The organism is Streptomyces sp. NPDC006208 (assembly GCF_040613775.1).
In the GTDB taxonomy this organism is placed as follows: Bacteria; Actinomycetota; Actinomycetes; order Streptomycetales; family Streptomycetaceae; genus Streptomyces.
On sequence record NZ_JBEXSW010000010.1, the window covers coordinates 68,528 to 87,194 of the forward strand.

The window sequence follows — 18,667 nt, forward strand, 5'->3', positions numbered from 1 at the left end:
CGGCCGGGGGCACGTCATCCGCCGGCGGCGTCCTCGGCCTCCCAGCGCAGAAGGTCGCCCGGCTGGCACTTGAGCACCTCGCAGAGCGCGGCGAGCGTCGCGAAGCGTACCGCCTTGGCGCGGCCGTTCTTGAGTACCGCCAGGTTGGCGGGCGTGATCCCTACGCGGTCCGCGAGCTCGCCCACGGACATCTTCCGCCTGGCCAGCATCACGTCGATGTCGACGGCGATCGGCATCAGATCACCTCGTCCAACTCGGCCTGCAACTGCGCCGCTTCGACGTCGCGCGCGACGGCCTGGGCGAGCAGCATCCGCAGCACGATCACGATGAGCGCGACCCCCAGGATGGCCACGCCGACCCCGCCCATGATGACGGTGACGCCCGGGTCCTCCCGCTGACCCGGCGCGTTGAGGACCGTGACCGCGAACCACACGAGGGCAGCCGCCACGATCGCGCCGATCATCCCGTCCACGTACCGGAAGGCGGCTTGGGAGAACACGGTTCCGCGTCGCACCATCGTCACCAGCCGCCATACGCAGACCAGGGCGACCTGCGCCGACACCATGCCCAGGATCGTGATCACGCGCAGCGGGGTCAGCGGGAGCGACCCGTCTTCGGGGTCGGTGGCCAACGCCCACACCATCAATGCCTGTACGAACACGGTGCCGGCGAGCACCACCGCGAGCACGGCGCGCAACGCACGCACTGTCAGCTTTCCCACGGCCCATCCTTCCATCGAGTTGCGATGGGAATCTATCGAATTTCGATAGGTGAAGCAAGGGCTGGGAAGGAGGGTGAGGTGGCGGGTTCGCACCGTGGCGGGACGCCGCCGCCCCTCCCGTGCCATGGCGGTTTCGCGAACCGTCTTGATCTTGTCGAAGTTGGCCTCGCTTGAGCACAAATCGGACGCCACCCGACTACGCCGAAGCCCTGGGGGTGCATGTCGGGCAAGGCCATGAAGCCAGGCCGACCGGCCGAGGACCACCGGGGGTACTGCTGACTGCCGTTGCCGTCCGCGTTCGCTGCCGTGTCGCCTTCATTTGTGTCGACGGGCTGCCCACCGCTCGAGGCAGCATGTGATGGCTCCCCGTCACTCCTTTGGATGCGCTTCTCATGCGCATTACGCGCATGATGCCCACGATTGACCACGACTTGTTGTGTCTACTTACAGGGGTAAGGACATGCCCACGTTTGTTGCGCTGCTGAACTGGACCGACCAGGGGGTCCGCGGCTACAAGGACACCCCGCAACGCGCCGAGGCCTTCACCGCAGCGGCACAGAAGCTCGGGGTGAAGGTCCTGAACCTCTACTGGACCGTCGGTCCGTACGACATCGTGGCTGTCGTAGAGGCACCCGACGACGAGACTGCCACCGCAGTGCTCCTGCAGACCGGCGCGTTGGGCAACGTCCGTAGTACGACCCTGCGAGCCTTCGGCCGGGAGGAGATGGACCGCATCATCGCCAAGGCCACTGGCTGAGGGACTTCCACGTCGAGGACCTGCTGGTTCGAACGACACGCTCAAGGCGCTACGGATCGAGGCCCCTGGACCTGTCCGGGGCCTTCGCCATTCCTGGGTGCGACCTGGGCTTACGCCCCAAGATCCTGTCCACGAATAGTCCGCAGCCCCCGACATACGCCCGCTCCGAGCGGCATACGGCTGCACATACGCCAAGACCCCGTCCTCAGCTAAAGCGCTGATGGCGGGGTCTTTGGGCACCTCATGAAGGGTGCCCCCGGCAGGATTCGAACCTGCGCACACGGCTCCGGAGGCCGTTGCTCTATCCCCTGAGCTACGGGGGCGTACGCCCCGCTGTTGCGCGGCGACGGATAGAACCCTACCAGCTCCCAGAGGGTCGTCGTGAACAGGTATTTCCAGCTTCACGGCGGGTGCCGCACGGGTCATCTCCCTGCCTTGTGCGCTGTGATTCCGGTCCAGTCGGAGTCCGAGAACACGAGCCGCAGGTACACCCGGCCGCCCGGGGTAAGTCTCAAGGAGCACCGGCGATACTGCGTCGGCGTACCTGCGCGCTCACTGGCCGCCACGGGCCGCCCTCCGGAGGCGGTCCCTGGCTCTAGCCCGGCTGTAGGCCCCCGCTTTCGCCACTCCGGCCCCGCCCCGAGCGCAACCCCCAGCGCAGCGCGACCCGCACGCCCCCGACCCGCCCCGACGCCCCCGGGACGACACGCCCCCGACCCGGAGCGCCCGCCCCCGGGTGGCACACACCCCCGGCGTGACCTCACCCGGCCCGGAGCGCCCGCCCCCGGGTGGCACACACCCCCGACCCGACCCCACCCGGCCCGGCGCGCCACCGGGGGAGCGCCCCCCCGACGCCCCGGGGCGGCACGCCCCGACCCGACCCTGCGCTCCCGCCCCCGGTGGCGCGCCACCCGGCGTGCCGGCCGGAGTCGGTGGCGCGCCCCCCGCCCCGCCTCCCCGTCCCCCACCCGGGTCGGAAGTGGGCAAAACCCGGACGCAGCCCCGTTCGCCGACCTACTCTCGAGTTGTGTCCGGCGTGTCTCGCCGAGTTCTCGTTGTTGATGACAATCGAGTGATTCGGCAGCTGATCAGGGTCAACCTCGAGCTGGAGGGCTTCGAGGTCGTGACCGCGGCCGATGGTGCCGAATGCCTGGACGTCGTGCATCAGGTCCGGCCCGATGTCGTCACCCTTGATGTCGTCATGCCCCGGCTCGACGGGCTGCGCACCGCCGCCCGACTCCGCGCCGATCCCCGCACCCGTCATCTGCCCGTCGCCATCATCAGCGCCTGTACCCAGTACGAGGTGGACAACGGGATCGCCGCCGGCGTCGACGCCTTTCTCGCCAAGCCCTTCGAGCCGGCCGAGCTCGTACGGCTCGTACGCCGGTTGATGCACCGGGAGGGGCCGCCGTCCGTCGACGGCAGGCACGGAGCCGGGCGGGCGGGGAGCACTCGGGGTTGACCGCATCGCGAAACCGGTTCGCGAAGGGCCCCCCTCCCTCCCCTACGCTTGTCCCGTGACACCGGCTGAGCTCTCCCTTACCGTCCACCACGCCGTGCGGCGTGCCGTGGAGGAAGGTGTGCTCCAGGCGCCCGTGCCCGAATCCGGCAGCATCAAGCTGGAGCGGCCCCGGCCGGGTGGACACGGGGACTACGCGACCGGGATCGCGCTGCGGCTTGCCAAGGCCGCCGCTCAGGAGCCGCGGCGGGTGGCCGAGATGCTGCGGGACCGGATCGCCCAGGCGTCCGGTATCGAGCGGGTCGACATCACCGGCCCCGGGTTCCTCAACATCACCCTCGGCGGCGGCACCCAGCAGATGCTCGTCCGCACGGTGCGCGAGCGCGGCAGGACGTACGGATCCGGGGCCTCGCTCGCCGGGACCTCCGTGCGGTTCCGGATCTCGGGCGACCGGCGCGCCGCTCTGTGGACCTCGGCCGTCTCACATCTGCTCAGCACCCAAGGTGCCCGCACCGACGTCATCGCCGGAGGCGAGACGGTCCTCAAGGTCGTGCCCGCGCCCGATGAGGATTTCTACGAACGACTCGGGCCCGACGCCGCCCGCTGGGCCGTCCTCTCGGCCGCCGCGCACGACCGGCCCAGGACCGGCGACGAGTGGCTCGTCCAGCACGAACGCAACCCCCTCTTCCGGGTGCGGTACGCCTACTCCCGGACCAGGGCGCTGGCTCGCGCCGCCGCACGGCTCGGTATGGCCGCCGCCCCCGAGGAGCACGTCGACGCCCCGGCCCTCACGGCCGCCGTCCGTGACTACCCGGTCGCCACCGCCGACGCCGCCCGTCTGCGCGCCCCGGACCGTATCGCCCGCCATCTGGACGTCACCGCCGATGCCTTTCTCGCGTTCCAGCACACGGTGCTGCCCGTCGGCGACGAGAAACCCTCGGCCGCCCACCGTTCCCGGCTCGCCCTTGCCGAAGCCGCCGGGACGGTGCTCGCCGGTGGCCTGTTCCTCCTCGGCATCAGCGCACCCGAATACCTGTGAGATGTGAGAGAGACAGATGAGCCGATCCGCACACCCCGCCGGGCCCCGTCACGCCGATGTTCTTCCCGAGGGCCACTACACCGCCCCGCCCACCGACCTGAACGCGCTCGACGAGAAGGTGTGGGCCCGCACGGTCAGCCGCAACGACGACGGGGTCGTCAGCGTCGGAGGGATCGAAGTCACCCGGCTCGCCGAGGAGTTCGGCACGCCCGCCTACTTCCTCGACGAGGCCGACTTCCGGGCCCGCTGCCGCGCCTGGGCCGACGCGTTCGGCAAGGACGCGGACGTGTTCTACGCCGGCAAGGCGTTCCTCAGCAGGGCCGTCGTGCGGTGGCTCACGGAGGAAGGACTCAATCTCGACGTGTGTTCCGGGGGAGAGCTGACGACCGCGCTCGACGCCGGCATGCCCGCCGAACGCATCGCCTTCCACGGCAACAACAAGTCCGAGCAGGAGATCGAGAGGGCCGTGCGCGTCGGCGTCGGGCGGATCGTCCTCGACTCCTTCCAGGAGATCGTCCGCGTCGCCCACATCGCCCAGAGCCTCGGGAAGCGGCAGCGGGTGCAGATCCGCGTCACCGTCGGCGTCGAGGCGCACACCCACGAGTTCATCGCCACCGCGCACGAGGACCAGAAGTTCGGCATCGCGCTGGCCGGTGGGCAGGCGGCGGAAGCCGTCCGCCGGGCCCTCAGGCTCGACGGTCTCGAACTCATCGGAATTCATTCGCACATCGGGTCGCAGATCTTCGACATGGCCGGCTTCGAGGTCTCCGCGCGGCGCGTCGTCCAGCTTCTCGCCGCGGTACGCGACGAGCACGGTGTCGAACTGCCCGAGATCGACCTCGGCGGCGGCCTCGGTATCGCCTACACCTCCGAGGACGACCCCCGCGAGCCGCACGACATCGCCAAGGCGCTCGGCGAGATCGTCACCCGTGAGTGTGAGGCCGCCGGGCTGAGGACGCCGCGGATCTCGGTCGAGCCGGGGCGCGCGATCGTCGGTCCCACCGCGTTCACGCTGTACGAGGTCGGCACCGTCAAGCCCCTCGAAGGGCTGCGGACGTACGTCAGTGTCGACGGCGGCATGTCGGACAACATCCGCACCGCTCTGTACGACGCCGAGTACAGCGTCGCTCTCGTCTCGCGTACCTCCGATGCGGCCCCCATGCTCAGCCGTGTCGTCGGCAAGCACTGTGAGAGCGGCGACATCGTGGTGAAGGACGCGTTCCTGCCTGCCGACCTCGCGCCCGGCGATCTGATCGCCGTGCCGGCCACCGGCGCGTACTGCCGCTCCATGGCCAGCAACTACAACCACGCACTTCGCCCGCCCGTTGTCGCCGTCAGGGACGGTGAGGCGCGGGTGATCGTCCGGCGCGAGACGGAGGAAGATCTTCTGCGTCTCGATGTCGGCTGATGAAATAGATATCTCGGAATCTGGACGGGGGATAGAAACTTCCGTCCGGTGCGTGAGACTGGTCCAACCGTAGAAGTAAAGGAAACGAGGTCGGATGATGCGTACGCGTCCGCTGAAGGTGGCGCTGCTGGGCTGTGGAGTGGTCGGCTCAGAGGTGGCGCGCATCATGACGACGCACGCCGACGACCTCGCCGCACGCATCGGCGCCCCGGTGGAGCTCGCCGGGGTCGCCGTGCGCCGCCCCTCCAAGGTGCGGGCCGGTATCGATGCCTCGCTGATCACCACCGATGCGACCGCACTCGTCAAACGCGGCGACATCGACGTCGTCATCGAGGTCATCGGCGGCATCGAGCCCGCCCGGACCCTCATCACCACCGCGTTCGAGCACGGCGCGTCCGTCGTCTCCGCCAACAAGGCGCTGCTCGCCGAGGACGGCGCGACCCTCTACGCCGCTGCCGAGCAGCACGGCCGGGACCTGTACTTCGAGGCGGCCGTCGCGGGGGCGATCCCGCTGATCCGCCCCCTGCGCGAGTCGCTGGCCGGCGACAAGGTCAACCGCGTGCTCGGCATCGTCAACGGCACGACCAACTTCATCCTCGACAAGATGGACAGCTCGGGCGCCGGATACTCCGAGGCGCTCGACGAGGCCACCGCCCTCGGTTACGCCGAGGCCGACCCGACCGCCGACGTCGAGGGCTTCGACGCCGCGGCCAAGGCCGCCATCCTCGCCGGGATCGCCTTCCACACCCGCGTACGCCTCGACGACGTCTACCGCGAGGGCCTGACCGAGGTCACCGCCGCCGACATCGTCTCCGCGAGGCGCATGGGCTGCACCGTCAAACTCCTCGCGATCTGTGAGCGCGCCGCCGACGGGCGGTCCGTCACCGCCCGCGTCCACCCGGCGATGATCCCGCTCAGCCACCCGCTGGCCTCCGTGCGCGAGGCGTACAACGCCGTCTTCGTCGAGGCGGACGCCGCCGGCCAGCTGATGTTCTACGGTCCCGGCGCCGGCGGCGCCCCGACCGCATCCGCGGTGCTCGGCGACCTCGTCGCCGTCTGCCGCAACAGGCTCGCCGAGGCAACGGGGCCCGGCGAGTCCGCGTACACGCAGCTGCCCGTGAGCCCCATGGGTGACGTGGTGACGCGGTACCACATCAGCCTCGACGTGGCCGACAAGCCGGGCGTCCTCGCCCAGGTGGCGACGGTCTTCGCCGAGCACGGCGTATCCATCGATACGGTGCGCCAGCAGGGCAAGGACGGCGAGGCCTCCCTCGTCGTCGTCACCCACCGCGCGCCCGACGCGGCCCTCTCCGGGACCGTCGAGGCGCTGCGCAAGCTCGACACCGTGCGTGGTGTCGCCAGCATCATGCGTGTTGAAGGGGAGTAAGGGACCCATGACCACCAACGGCACCCACCAGTGGCGCGGCATCATCGAGGAATACCGGGACCGTCTTCCGGTCACGGACACGACGCCGGTCGTCACGCTGCGCGAGGGTGGCACGCCGCTCGTCCCGGCGCAGGTCCTCTCCGAGCTCACCGGATGCGAGGTCCATCTCAAGGTCGAGGGAGCCAACCCCACCGGGTCCTTCAAGGACCGCGGTATGACCATGGCCATCACCAAGGCGAAGGAAGAGGGAGCGCAGGCCGTCATCTGCGCCTCCACCGGCAACACCTCCGCGTCGGCCGCCGCCTATGCCGTACGGGCCGGAATGGTCTGCGCGGTGCTGGTGCCGCAGGGCAAGATCGCGCTCGGCAAGATGGGCCAGGCCCTCGTGTACGGCTCGAAGATCCTTCAGGTCGACGGAAACTTCGACGACTGCCTGAACCTGGCCCGCGGCCTGTCGGAGAACTACCCGGTGGCGCTGGTCAATTCGGTCAATCCGTTCCGCATCGAGGGTCAGAAGACGGCGTCGTTCGAGATTGTCGACGCGCTCGGCGACGCCCCCGACATCCATGTGCTGCCCGTCGGCAACGCCGGCAACATCACGGCGTACTGGAAGGGCTACAAGGAGTACTCCGCGGACAAGATGTCCACGCACACCCCGCGGATGTGGGGCTTCCAGGCCTCCGGTTCGGCGCCGATCGTGCGCGGCGAGGTGGTCAAGGACCCGTCCACCATCGCCACCGCGATCCGGATCGGGAATCCGGCCTCCTGGCAGCACGCGCTCGCCGCGCGCGACGAGTCGGGCGGGTTCATCGACGAGGTGACGGACCGTGAGATCCTGCGCGCCTACCGGCTGTTGGCCTCGAAGGAGGGCGTCTTCGTCGAGCCGGCGTCGGCCGCCTCGGTCGCCGGTCTGCTCAAGGCGGCCGAGCAGGGCAAGGTCGACAGGGGCCAGCGGATCGTCTGCACGGTCACCGGAAACGGTCTGAAGGATCCCGACTGGGCGGTCGCCGGAGCACCGCAGCCGGTCACCGTTCCGGTCGACGCCGCGGCTGCCGCGGAGCGCCTCGGCCTGGCGTGACCGCCGTCGTGCCGGGCGGCCACAACAGCCCGTCCGGCACGGCCGATTGCCGCCGGGAGGCGCCGACTGCCTACCGGAAAGTATGGCAAGCGGGGCAAGGGCCTGCATAGAGGCACAGGAGGCCGCGCGACACGCATCGTGCGCCTCCTGTGCGCCCTATGTCGCAGGTGAACCTTCCTTCGATAGGCTGTACCGAACCCCCCGCCGCATATGCCGCGGTGCTGTTGCCCGTGAGGCCCGTGGGTGTTCGTACCTCTCGAACAAAACTCGCAGATCCCGTAGTTCCGCATCTGCGGTCCGATACGAATCCAGAATCAAGGAGTGTCCTCGAGCGATGGCCGGTCCAGCGTTCCGCGCCGCCGCCGTCCGGGTGCGCGTCCCCGCCACCAGCGCCAATCTCGGTCCGGGCTTCGATGCCTTCGGACTGTCGCTCGGCCTGTACGACGACGTCGTCGTCCGGGTCGCGGACTCCGGTCTGCACATCGACATCGCGGGTGAGGGCGCGTCGACGCTGCCCCGCGACGAGAGTCACCTCCTCGTACGCTCCCTGCGTACGGCCTTCGACCTGCTCGGTGGGCAGCCGCGCGGCCTCGAGGTCGTGTGTGCCAACCGCATCCCGCACGGGCGGGGACTCGGCTCGTCGTCCGCGGCCATCTGCGCCGGTATCGTCGCCGCCCGCGCGGTGACGATAGGGGGCGATGCCAAGCTCGACGACGCGGCGCTGCTGGAGCTCGCCACCGAGATCGAGGGGCACCCCGACAATGTGGCCGCCTGCCTGCTCGGCGGCTTCACGCTCGCCTGGACGGACGCGGGCGCGGCGCGTGCCATCAGGATGGATCCCACAGATTCCGTCGTTCCGGTGGTTTTCGTCCCCGGCAAGCCGGTGCTGACCGAGACCGCCCGCGGGCTGCTGCCGCGCACCGTCCCGCACGTGGACGCAGCGGCAAACGCCGGCCGGGCCGCGCTGCTCGTCGAGGCGCTGACCAGGCGTCCTGAGCTGCTGCTGCCGGCCACCGAGGACCGGCTCCACCAGGAGTACCGGGCTCCGGCGATGCCGCAGAGCATCGACCTTGTGAACCGTCTGCGCGCCGACGGCGTCCCTGCAGTCATCTCCGGTGCGGGCCCCACGGTTCTCGCACTGGCCGAGGAGGGTGTGGCCGACAAGGTCGCCCGTCTGGCGGGCGAGGAATGGGCGGCCAATCGGCTCACTTTCGATGCGGCGGGCGCCAGCGTTCTGCCGCTGGCACCGTAGACACCCGCGGCGGTACACGCAGTGACACAAGATTGCCGGTGAGGGAGAGGGGGAATGTTTGTTGGAGCCGGTAGTGTTAACCTCAAGTCTGCAACCGACGTCGTTGAGGCGCGGTGCATCGCGGTCCCCGTCGGGGCCACCATCCTTCCGGGAGCCTCCCAAACTGCCTGAGCAGCCTGCCTGAGCAGTTTCGAGCACGCTCCGGAACCGGCACGACACCCCTCGCTTTTCCCAGGAGTGGGCCGAGCAGGGGGATCTCGGGCCGGGCCTTGCACGTATGCACGTATATCTCTCCGCCGTTGATTGTCGGCGGGACCACCGCTCCGGCACGGTCCGCACAGCAGGACCGCGGTCGGACAGCACAACCGGTCGCCGAGCCAGAAGGCCGACGTCCGCTCCAGGGAAGGACCCTTCGTGAGCGACACCACCGATCTGATGGGCGTGACTGCCGACAGCAGTGTCGACACCACCGCGCCCGCCGCAGGTGCTGCCTCGGGCACCACCTCACGGCGCCGCCGCTCCGGCACCGGCCTCGAGGGCATGGTCCTGGCCGAGCTGCAGCAGGTCGCGTCCGGCCTCGGCATCAGGGGCACAGCGCGGATGCGCAAGAGCCAGCTGATCGAGGTCATCAAGGAGGCGCAGGCCGGAGCCGGAGCCTCCACCCCGGCGAAGAGCGCCGAGGCAGGCACCGGCGAGGCCGCGACCAAGCCGAAGCGGCGTACCACCTCCAAGACCCGGACGGGTGACGAGTCGGCAGCGGCCGAGACGGCCGCGAAGGCCGACAAGGCCGTCGCCCAGCAGCAGATCGACATTCCCGGTCCGTCGGCAGGCGACGACCAGCCGGCCGCGGAGCGCCGCCGTCGCCGTGCCACCGCGCAGGCGGGCAGCCCCGAGACCCGTACCGAGACCCGCGGCGACACCGCCGTCGAGGTCCGGACGGAGGCGCAGCCCGAGGCCAAGGCCGAGGCCGCCGTCGCAGTGTCGGCCCAGGACAGCGCCGACGGCCGCCAGGGCCGTCAGGAGCGCGGTCAGCGCGGCGAGCGCAGTGACCGCGGAGCGGAGCGTGGAGGCGAGCGCGGCGACCGCCGTGAGCGTCAGCGCGACCGTGACCGCGACCGCCGCGGCAAGGGCGACGACCAGCAGGGCGGCCAGCGCCAGCAGCGCCAGGGCGGCCAGCAGGGCCCGCAGGGCGCCGGACCGCAGGACGACTTCGACGACGAGGCCGGTGGCCGGCGCGGACGCCGCGGCCGCTACCGCGACCGCCGGGGCCGTCGTGGCCGCGAGGACTTCGCGAGCGAGCCGCAGGTCTCCGAGGACGACGTCCTGATCCCCGTCGCGGGCATCCTGGACATCCTGGACAACTACGCGTTCATCCGGACCTCCGGCTACCTGCCCGGCCCGAACGACGTGTACGTGTCCCTCGCCCAGGTCCGCAAGAACGGTCTGCGCAAGGGTGACCACGTCACCGGTGCGGTCCGCCAGCCCAAGGAAGGCGAGCGCCGCGAGAAGTTCAACGCGCTGGTCCGCCTCGACTCGGCGAACGGGATGGCGGCCGAATCCGGCCGCGGGCGCCCGGAGTTCAACAAGCTGACCCCGCTCTACCCGCAGGACCGGCTCCGCCTGGAGACCGACCCGGGTGTGCTGACCACCCGCATCATCGACCTCGTGTCGCCGATCGGTAAGGGCCAGCGCGGCCTGATCGTGGCCCCGCCGAAGACCGGCAAGACCATGATCATGCAGGCGGTCGCCAACGCGATCACCCACAACAACCCCGAGTGCCACCTGATGGTCGTCCTGGTCGACGAGCGTCCGGAAGAGGTCACCGACATGCAGCGGTCGGTCAAGGGCGAGGTCATCTCCTCGACCTTCGACCGTCCGGCCGAGGACCACACCACCGTCGCCGAGCTGGCCATCGAGCGCGCCAAGCGTCTCGTCGAGCTGGGTCACGACGTGGTCGTCCTGCTGGACTCGATCACCCGCCTGGGCCGTGCGTACAACCTTGCGGCGCCGGCCTCCGGCCGCATCCTGTCCGGTGGTGTCGACTCGACCGCGCTGTACCCGCCGAAGCGCTTCTTCGGTGCCGCGCGCAACATCGAGGACGGCGGATCTTTGACCATCCTCGCGACGGCTTTGGTGGACACAGGTTCACGCATGGACGAGGTGATCTTCGAGGAGTTCAAGGGCACCGGCAACATGGAGCTCAAGCTCGACCGCAAGCTCGCCGACAAGCGCATCTTCCCGGCGGTGGACGTGGACGCGTCCGGTACCCGTAAGGAAGAGATCCTGCTCGGCAGCGACGAGCTCGCCGTCGTCTGGAAGCTGCGCCGCGTGCTGCACGCGCTCGACCAGCAGCAGGCGATCGAGCTGCTGCTCGACAAGATGAAGCAGACGAAGTCGAACGGCGAGTTCCTGCTGCAGATCCAGAAGACGACCCCGTCCTCGGGCAACAACGACTGACCCGACCGCCGGTCGTACGTCGTTCGAAGGGCCGCCCCCGTATCCGGTACGCCGGATCACGGGGGCGGCCCCATGTCGTGTCAGCGCCCCCCGATACGATCGCGCCCTCTTCGATCGTATTTTCTGATGCACAGAAACTTTCCCTGGGGGGACCTGAGTGCGCATTTCCCGTTCCGGAGGCCGTCACAGACGCCGTCTCAGCCGGATCATCCCCGCAGCGGCCGCCGCCCTGGCGCTGCTGACCGGCGGAACGCTGGCGGCGACGTCGTACGCCGGTGAGGCCGACGGCAACACGACCCCGTCCATGAAGGCGCCGGAGGGCGTCAAGGTCGTCGAGCCGGACACGGCCGACACCGAGCCGCAGGCGCAGACGCGCATCATCGGCGGCACCAGCACCTCCGGCGGCTGGATGGTGCAGCTGCTCTTCGACGTGTACGGCGACGGCAACTACTACTTCACCTGCGGCGGCACGCTGGTCGCGCCCAACAAGGTGCTGACCGCCGCCCACTGCCTGTACGACGAGAACGGCGTACGGCAGGACTGGGGCAAGCGCGGTGCGGTCCTGGCAGGCACGAGCAAGCTCCTCGGCGGGCCCGACAACGCCGAGGGCCAGTTCGTCGACGTCCAGCGCAGCTGGGTGCGCGCCGGCTACGGCAGCGACGGCAACGCCAACGACATCGCGCTGCTCACCCTCTCCAAGCCGGTGAGCCACCCCACCCTGGAGATGGCCAAGCCCACCGACACCGCGCTCTACGCCCAGGGCACCAAGGGCACGGTGTACGGCTGGGGGCTCACCGGCTCCGACGAGAACGCCGACCTGTCCTCGACGCTGCTCAAGGCGACGCTCCCCATCCAGTCGGACATCGACTGCACCGAGAACTTCAACGAGAGCCTGCCGAACGAGCCCAGCCTCTTCCAGCCCGGGAAGATGATCTGCACCGGTCCGCTCGGCACCGGCGACGACGCCACCGGCACGACCACCTGCCCCGGCGACTCCGGCGGCCCGCTGATCGTCAACAACAAGGTCGTCGGCGTCGTCTCCTGGGGCATAGGCACTCAGGCCCAGGCGTGCAACGTCGAGGGCACCTTCGAGGTGTTCACCAAGGTCTCGGCGTACTCGCCGGCTGTCCGCCCCCGCGTCGACGACACCGACGTGACCCGTGACGGCCAGGCCGACCTGTTCGTCCGCTCGACCGACGGCAAGGGCTACTACAAGAAGTCCACCGGCAAGGGCTTCGAGGCCCGTACGTCGCTGACCGGCTCCTGGAGCGCGTACAACGTGGTGCTCCAGGCCGACCTGAACCGTGACGGGTACCAGGACTACGTCATCCGGCGGAAGTCCGACGGTGACGTCTACTGGCGGCACCGCTCGGCCTCCAGTTCCACCTACACCGACACGAAGATCGCCGACGGCTGGGGCACCCGTAAGTTCATCGCCGTCCCCGGCGATGCCACCGGCGACCGGCTGCCCGACCTGATCTCCGTGGACTCGGCCGGCAAGCTCTGGGTCTACCCCGGCAAGGGCAACGGCACCTTCGGTGCCCGCGTCGGCGGCGTCAGCGGATACGGCAGCTTCAACTCCCTGCGCGGCAAGGGCGACTTCAACGGTGACGGCCGCACGGACCTGATCGCGCGCGGCACCGACGGCTCGGTCTACCTGCTCAAGGGCACCGGCAACGGCTCCGCCCCCTACGAGGCGAAGCTCAAGGTCCGTGACTGGGCGGGCTACAACGCCTTCGCGGCCCCCGGCGACGTGACCAACGACGGAAAGGCCGACTTCGTGGCCCGTACGCCGGGCGGCACGCTGTACCTCTACCCGGGCACCGGGAAGGCCTCCGGCGAGATCTTCGCCACACGCGTGTCGATCGGCGGCGGCTACCAGCAGTACAACCTCTTCGGCTGACGCCGCAGGTGAGAGCGGGTTCGCCCGCACTCGGCCGACGTGCCATCAGGGCCCACCGCCATCGGCGGTGGGCCCTGCGCGTCGTGCAACGCTGCTTGCTCGTCCAGCGTCTGACACATGACGGCTCCGCGCCCGGAGTGCCACCGGCGGGGGACAGCGGGAGCATCGAGAACAGAGGGGACCATGACCGAGCAGAGAAGCGGCGGCGGCCGAATACGTGGCGGTCGCGGCACACGCCGTAAGCAGCCCACGCCCGCCCGACGGGCGGCGACCGTCGCCGCCTGGTCGGCTGCAGGCCTGCTGCTGGTCGGCGGCTCCGGCCTCGGCTACGTCTACGTCAAGCTCAACGGCAATCTCCAGGGCGTCGACATCAACCAGCGCCTGGGCACCGACCGCCCCAAGAACATCGACAACGGTTCGATGGACATCCTCGTCCTCGGCTCCGACTCCCGCTCCGGCGCGAACTCCGGGTACGGCACCGACGACGGCGTCGCCCGCTCCGACACCGCGATGGTCGTGCACGTCTACCAGGGGCACAAGAAGGCGAGCGTGGTCTCGATACCGCGCGACACCCTCATCGAGCGGCCCGGGTGCACCGACGACAACGGCAAGGCGGTCGAGGGCGGCCGGCGCGTCATGTTCAACACCGCATACGAGGTCGGCGGGCCGGCCTGCGCGGTGAAAACCGTCGAGAAGATGTCCGGCATCCGCATGGACCACTACATCGAGGTCGACTTCACCGGCTTCAAGAAGCTCATCGACGAGCTCGGCGGTGTCGAGATCACCACCACGCAGTCCATCGAGGACTCCAAGAGCCACCTGACCCTCGAGCCCGGCACGCACCGGCTCGACGGCGAGCAGTCGCTCGGACTCGTGCGCACCCGCAAGAGCGTCGGCGACGGCAGCGATCTGGGCCGTATCCAGCTGCAGCAGGCGTTCATGAAGGCGTTCATCGAGCAGGTCAAGGACGTCGGCGTCCTCTCCGACCCGAAGAAGATGGTCGACCTCGCCGACGCCGCCACCAAGGCGATCACCCCGGACTCGGAGCTCGACTCGGTGGGCGAGCTCATGGGCTTCGCCGAGGGGCTCGGCCGCCTCGGCGCCGACGACGTGCACATGGTCACGATGCCGGTCCGCTACGACCCCGTGGACCCCAACCGCGTCGTTCCCCTGAAGGGGGACGCACGCAAGGTGTGGAGCGCGCTCAAGCAGGACCGTCCCATCCCCGCGGCCGCGCTCGAGAAGTCGGCGGGGGACAAGGGCGAGGCCGCCGACGTCGTACGCGGCGAGCAGCCGACCGAGGCCGTGAAGCGCCCGTAGTACCCGGGACGCGGCCCAGGAATACTTCGGCGTCCACCCCCGTTTTGGGAGATACGGCCGGTCCTGGCAGACTGGTACGTCGGCCCCGGTTCACGCACCCGCAATCCGCGCGTGCGACCCGGCGCCCTCCCGAAACTAGGAGACACCCTTGAAGCGCGACATCCACCCCAAGTACGTCGAGACCCAGGTCAGCTGCACCTGTGGCGCGTCGTTCACCACCCGTAGCACCATCGAGGCCGGTTCCGTCCGCGCCGAGGTCTGCTCCGAGTGCCACCCGTTCTACACGGGCAAGCAGAAGATCCTCGACACCGGTGGCCGTGTGGCCCGCTTCGAGGCCCGCTTCGGCAAGGCTGCCGGCTCCGCCAAGAAGTAGCGAGCCATTGCGCCGGTCCTCGGCCACCCCTGTTCCGGGGTGGCCGGGGCCGGCGCTTTGTCCGTTCTGAGCAGCCCCCTTTCGTGTACAAAAACCAGGAGCCCCCGATGTTCGAGGCGGTCGAGGAACTGATCGGCGAGCACGCCGATCTCGAGAAGAAGCTCGCCGACCCTTCGGTCCACGCGGACCAGGCGAACGCACGCAAGCTGGGCAAGCGCTACGCCGAGCTGACGCCGATCGTCGGCACGTACCGCTCCTGGAAGCAGTCCGGTGACGACATCGTGACGGCGCGTGAACTGGCCCAGGACGACCCGGAGTTCGCAGCCGAGGTCAAGGAGCTGGAGAAGCAGCGCGAGGAGCTCACCGAGAAGCTGCGCCTGCTGCTGGTGCCGCGCGACCCCAGCGACGACAAGGACGTCATCCTCGAGGTGAAGGCGGGCGCGGGCGGCGACGAGTCCGCCCTGTTCGCCGGCGACCTGCTGCGCATGTATCTGCGCTACGCCGAGCGCGTCGGCTGGAAGACCGAGATCATCGACGCCACCGAGTCCGAGCTGGGCGGCTACAAGGACGTCCAGGTCGCGGTGAAGACCAAGGGCGGCCAGGGCGCCACCGAGCCCGGCCAGGGGGTCTGGGCCCGGCTGAAGTACGAGGGCGGGGTGCACCGCGTCCAGCGCGTGCCGGCCACCGAGTCCCAGGGCCGTATCCACACTTCCGCGGCCGGTGTCCTCGTGACCCCCGAGGCCGAGGAGATCGACGTCGAGATCCACGCCAACGATCTGCGGATCGACGTGTACCGCTCGTCGGGCCCCGGCGGCCAGTCCGTCAACACGACCGACTCCGCGGTGCGCATCACCCACCTGCCGACCGGCATCGTCGCCTCCTGCCAGAACGAGAAGAGCCAGCTCCAGAACAAGGAGCAGGCCATGCGTATCCTGCGCTCCAGGCTCCTTGCCGCGGCGCAGGAGGAGGCCGAGAAGGAGGCCGCGGACGCCCGCCGCAGCCAGGTCCGTACGGTCGACCGCTCGGAGAAGATCCGTACGTACAACTTCCCGGAGAACCGGATCTCGGACCACCGGGTCGGATTCAAGGCGTACAACTTGGACCAGGTGCTCGACGGCGAACTGGACGCGGTCATCCAGGCCTGCGTCGACGCCGACTCCGCCGCCAAGCTGGCAGCCGCCCAGTAACACCCCCTGAACAACCCTGCAGTGCTCGGAGGACTCGCGTGAACCTTCTGCTTGCCGAGGTGGCCCAGGCCACCCAGCGGCTGGCCGACGCCGGCGTGCCCTCACCACGCTTCGACGCCGAGGAGCTCGCCGCGTATGTGCACGGCGTCAAGCGCGGGGAGCTCCACAACGTCAAGGACGCGGACTTCGACGCCCGCTACTGGGAGGCCGTCGCCCGCCGCGAGGCCCGCGAGCCGCTCCAGCACATCACCGGACGGGCCTTCTTCCGCTATCTGGAGCTGCAGGTCGGCCCGGGCGTCTTCGTGCCCCGCCCAGAGACCGAGTCGGTCGTCGGCTGGGCGATAGACGCCGTACGGGCCATGGACGTCGTCGAGCCGCTCATCGTCGATCTGTGCACGGGCTCCGGGGCGATCGCGCTGGCCATGGCACAGGAGGTGCCGCGCTCGCGGGTGCACGCCGTGGAGCTGAGCGAGGACGCTCTGCTGTGGACCCGCAAGAACGCCGAGGGCTCCAGGGTCACCGTCCACCAGGGCGATGCGCTGCGCGCGCTGCCCGAGCTCGACGGCCAGGTCGACCTTGTCATCTCCAACCCCCCTTACATTCCGCTCACCGAGTGGGAGTATGTCGCCCCCGAGGCGCGTGACCACGACCCGCAGATGGCCCTCTTCTCCGGCGAGGACGGACTCGACACCATCCGCGGTCTGGAGCGCACCGCGCACCGGCTGCTGCGGCCCGGCGGGCTCGTCGTCATCGAGCACGCGGACACGCAGGGCGGACAGGTGCCGTGGATCTTCAACGAGGAGTCCGGGTGGGCGGACGCGGCCGACCACGCCGACCTCAACAAGCGGCCACGGTTCGCGACCGCACGCAAGGCCATGCCGTGACAGACGGCATCGACGTCCAGTACATGCACGAGGAGGCCCGTTAAATGGCACGGCGATACGACTGCAACGACGTGAGCGACCGTACGACCGGCCTGCGCGAAGCGGCGTCGGCGGTCCGCCGCGGCGAGCTGGTCGTGCTGCCCACCGACACCGTTTACGGGATCGGTGCGGACGCCTTCACGTCCGAGGCCGTCGCGGATCTTCTGGCGGCCAAGGGGCGCGGCCGCTCCATGCCCACCCCCGTCCTGATCGGCTCCCCGAACACCCTGCACGGCCTGGTCACCGACTTCTCCGAGCAGGCATGGGAGCTCGTCGACGCGTTCTGGCCGGGTGCGCTGACGCTGGTCGCCAAGCACCAGCCGTCGCTCCAGTGGGACCTCGGCGACACCCGTGGCACGGTCGCCATCCGTATGCCGCTGCACCCGGTCGCGATCGAACTGCTCACCGAGGTCGGCCCGATGGCCGTCTCCAGTGCCAACCTCACGGGACACCCCTCGCCCGAGGACTGCGACGCCGCCCAGGAGATGCTCGGCGACTCCGTCTCCGTCTACCTGGACGGCGGCCCGACCCCGGGCATCGTGCCGTCCTCCATCGTCGACGTCACGGGCAAGGTCCCGGTGCTGCTGCGCGAGGGTGCACTCTCGGCGGACGAGCTGCGCAAGGTGGTACCGGACCTCGAGGTGGCTCCGTGAGCGAAGCGAGCATCCGAGGACAAGCACAGTGACCGCCCCTGAGGGGCGTGGCATAGCGGAATCCAGCAGTGCGGCATCGACCTTCCGCATCCTCCACGTCAGCACCGGCAACGTCTGCCGCTCGCCGATCACCGAGCGGCTGACCCGCCATGCCCTGAGCGTGCGCCTCGGCGATCACCTCGCGGGCGGTCTGATCGTGGAGAGTGCCGGCACCTGGGGTCACGAAGGCGCTCCGATGGAGGCCAACGCCGAGATCGTCCTCGCCGACTTCGGCGCGGACGCGAGCGGGTTCGTGGGCCGCGAACTGCTCGACGAACATGTCATCCGAGCGGACCTGGTCCTCACCGCGACCCGGGACCACCGCGCCCAGGTCATCTCCATGGGCCACTCCGCGGGCCTGCGGACCTTCACACTCAAGGAGTTCACGCGCCTCGTGCGCGCGATAGACCCCGCCACGCTTCCCGACGCGCAGGAGGAGGGCGTGGTGGAACGCGCACGCGCCCTGGTGCGCGCGGCGGCGGCTCTGCGCGGGTGGCTGCTGGCGCCCAGCCCGGACGCGGACGAGGTGTACGACCCGTACGGGGCGCCGATCACGTTCTTCCGGTCGATCGGCGACGAGATCCACCAGGCTCTGGAGCCGGTGGTGACGGCACTGACGGGCGTCCCGACCCGGTCCTGAGCAGGGCGCGCCGTGCGGCCCGCCCGGGTGCGGAACACGGCCGCACGGGCGGAGCCGTACACCGCGCGCGG

The 18,667-nt window shown here is 69.8% G+C and carries 17 protein-coding genes and 1 tRNA gene; 15 read left to right on the forward strand and 3 right to left on the reverse strand.

The window, feature by feature from the left end; genetic code table 11:
* Positions 1-14 precede the first annotated feature (14 nt).
* Together ABZ208_RS10295 and ABZ208_RS10300 are read right to left on the reverse strand one after the other, a co-directional pair.
* Positions 15-236 carry a helix-turn-helix transcriptional regulator gene (locus ABZ208_RS10295; RefSeq protein WP_010981499.1) on the reverse strand — a complete coding sequence of 74 codons (222 nt, stop codon included), beginning with the start codon at positions 234-236 and terminating at the stop codon, positions 15-17.
* Positions 236-721 carry a DUF2975 domain-containing protein gene (locus tag ABZ208_RS10300; protein WP_356909080.1) on the reverse strand — a complete coding sequence of 162 codons (486 nt, stop codon included), beginning with the start codon at positions 719-721 and terminating at the stop codon, positions 236-238. The genes ABZ208_RS10295 and ABZ208_RS10300 overlap by 1 nt, the downstream gene beginning before the upstream one ends.
* 460 nt (positions 722-1,181) lie before the next feature.
* Between ABZ208_RS10300 and ABZ208_RS10305 the strand changes: the two genes are divergently transcribed.
* Complete coding sequence (locus tag ABZ208_RS10305; RefSeq protein WP_356909082.1) at positions 1,182-1,478, forward strand: GYD domain-containing protein; 297 nt, start codon at positions 1,182-1,184, stop codon at positions 1,476-1,478.
* Between the two features lie 251 nt (positions 1,479-1,729).
* Here ABZ208_RS10305 and ABZ208_RS10310 read toward each other — a convergent pair.
* Positions 1,730-1,801: transfer RNA gene (locus ABZ208_RS10310), tRNA-Arg, on the reverse strand.
* A gap of 656 nt (positions 1,802-2,457) precedes the next feature.
* Between ABZ208_RS10310 and ABZ208_RS10315 the strand changes: the two genes are divergently transcribed.
* From ABZ208_RS10315 to ABZ208_RS10380, 14 genes are all read left to right on the forward strand, one after another.
* Complete coding sequence (locus ABZ208_RS10315) at positions 2,458-2,940, forward strand: response regulator (RefSeq protein ID WP_356909083.1); 483 nt, start codon at positions 2,458-2,460, stop codon at positions 2,938-2,940.
* Between the two features lie 55 nt (positions 2,941-2,995).
* Positions 2,996-3,976, forward strand: coding sequence for an ArgS-related anticodon-binding protein NrtL (gene nrtL, locus ABZ208_RS10320; protein WP_356909084.1), 981 nt, complete (start codon positions 2,996-2,998; stop codon positions 3,974-3,976).
* 16 nt (positions 3,977-3,992) lie between these two features.
* Positions 3,993-5,384, forward strand: coding sequence for a diaminopimelate decarboxylase (gene lysA / locus ABZ208_RS10325; protein WP_356909085.1), 1,392 nt, complete (start codon positions 3,993-3,995; stop codon positions 5,382-5,384).
* 97 nt (positions 5,385-5,481) lie between these two features.
* Positions 5,482-6,771: a homoserine dehydrogenase gene (locus ABZ208_RS10330; RefSeq protein WP_356909169.1), complete on the forward strand. Its 1,290-nt coding sequence runs from the start codon at positions 5,482-5,484 to the stop codon at positions 6,769-6,771.
* Positions 6,772-6,778: 7 nt separating this feature from the next.
* Positions 6,779-7,849: a threonine synthase gene (gene thrC, locus ABZ208_RS10335; RefSeq protein ID WP_356909086.1), complete on the forward strand. Its 1,071-nt coding sequence runs from the start codon at positions 6,779-6,781 to the stop codon at positions 7,847-7,849.
* 334 nt (positions 7,850-8,183) lie between these two features.
* Entirely contained in the window at positions 8,184-9,101 is a 918-nt protein-coding gene (gene thrB / locus ABZ208_RS10340) for a homoserine kinase (protein ID WP_356909087.1), read from the forward strand.
* A gap of 414 nt (positions 9,102-9,515) precedes the next feature.
* Complete coding sequence (gene rho / locus ABZ208_RS10345; RefSeq protein ID WP_356909088.1) at positions 9,516-11,558, forward strand: transcription termination factor Rho; 2,043 nt, start codon at positions 9,516-9,518, stop codon at positions 11,556-11,558.
* Positions 11,559-11,715: 157 nt separating this feature from the next.
* Entirely contained in the window at positions 11,716-13,461 is a 1,746-nt protein-coding gene (locus tag ABZ208_RS10350) for a trypsin-like serine protease (protein WP_356909090.1), read from the forward strand.
* Between the two features lie 183 nt (positions 13,462-13,644).
* Positions 13,645-14,781, forward strand: a complete 1,137-nt coding sequence (locus tag ABZ208_RS10355; protein WP_356909091.1) for an LCP family protein — start codon at positions 13,645-13,647, stop codon at positions 14,779-14,781.
* 148 nt (positions 14,782-14,929) lie between these two features.
* Positions 14,930-15,154 (forward strand): 50S ribosomal protein L31, encoded by a 225-nt coding sequence (gene rpmE / locus ABZ208_RS10360; RefSeq protein WP_328396381.1) that lies wholly within the window; start codon positions 14,930-14,932, stop codon positions 15,152-15,154.
* A gap of 107 nt (positions 15,155-15,261) precedes the next feature.
* The gene (prfA, locus tag ABZ208_RS10365) at positions 15,262-16,341 is read left to right on the forward strand and encodes a peptide chain release factor 1 (protein ID WP_356909092.1); all 1,080 of its coding nucleotides are present in this window, start codon (positions 15,262-15,264) and stop codon (positions 16,339-16,341) included.
* A gap of 38 nt (positions 16,342-16,379) precedes the next feature.
* Positions 16,380-17,225 (forward strand): peptide chain release factor N(5)-glutamine methyltransferase, encoded by an 846-nt coding sequence (gene prmC / locus ABZ208_RS10370; protein ID WP_356909093.1) that lies wholly within the window; start codon positions 16,380-16,382, stop codon positions 17,223-17,225.
* A 44-nt stretch (positions 17,226-17,269) separates the two neighbouring features.
* Positions 17,270-17,917 carry an L-threonylcarbamoyladenylate synthase gene (locus ABZ208_RS10375; protein WP_328396375.1) on the forward strand — a complete coding sequence of 216 codons (648 nt, stop codon included), beginning with the start codon at positions 17,270-17,272 and terminating at the stop codon, positions 17,915-17,917.
* 28 nt (positions 17,918-17,945) lie between these two features.
* A complete protein-coding gene (locus ABZ208_RS10380; RefSeq protein WP_356909094.1) occupies positions 17,946-18,596 on the forward strand; it encodes a protein-tyrosine-phosphatase in 651 nt (216 codons plus the stop codon).
* Positions 18,597-18,667 lie beyond the last annotated feature (71 nt).

Excerpts from the sequence above, each read along its gene's own strand:
- thrC (WP_356909086.1), top strand. The coding sequence starts at position 6,779 with ATGACCACCAACGGCACCCACCAGTGGCGCGGCATCATCGAGGAATAC.
- ABZ208_RS10355 (WP_356909091.1), top strand. The coding sequence starts at position 13,645 with ATGACCGAGCAGAGAAGCGGCGGCGGCCGAATACGTGGCGGTCGCGGC.
- ABZ208_RS10295 (WP_010981499.1), bottom strand. The coding sequence starts at position 236 with ATGCCGATCGCCGTCGACATCGACGTGATGCTGGCCAGGCGGAAGATG.
- ABZ208_RS10375 (WP_328396375.1), top strand. The coding sequence starts at position 17,270 with ATGGCACGGCGATACGACTGCAACGACGTGAGCGACCGTACGACCGGC.
- lysA (WP_356909085.1), top strand. The coding sequence starts at position 3,993 with ATGAGCCGATCCGCACACCCCGCCGGGCCCCGTCACGCCGATGTTCTT.
- ABZ208_RS10330 (WP_356909169.1), top strand. The coding sequence starts at position 5,482 with ATGCGTACGCGTCCGCTGAAGGTGGCGCTGCTGGGCTGTGGAGTGGTC.
- prfA (WP_356909092.1), top strand. The coding sequence starts at position 15,262 with ATGTTCGAGGCGGTCGAGGAACTGATCGGCGAGCACGCCGATCTCGAG.
- thrB (WP_356909087.1), top strand. The coding sequence starts at position 8,184 with ATGGCCGGTCCAGCGTTCCGCGCCGCCGCCGTCCGGGTGCGCGTCCCC.
- ABZ208_RS10305 (WP_356909082.1), top strand. The coding sequence starts at position 1,182 with ATGCCCACGTTTGTTGCGCTGCTGAACTGGACCGACCAGGGGGTCCGC.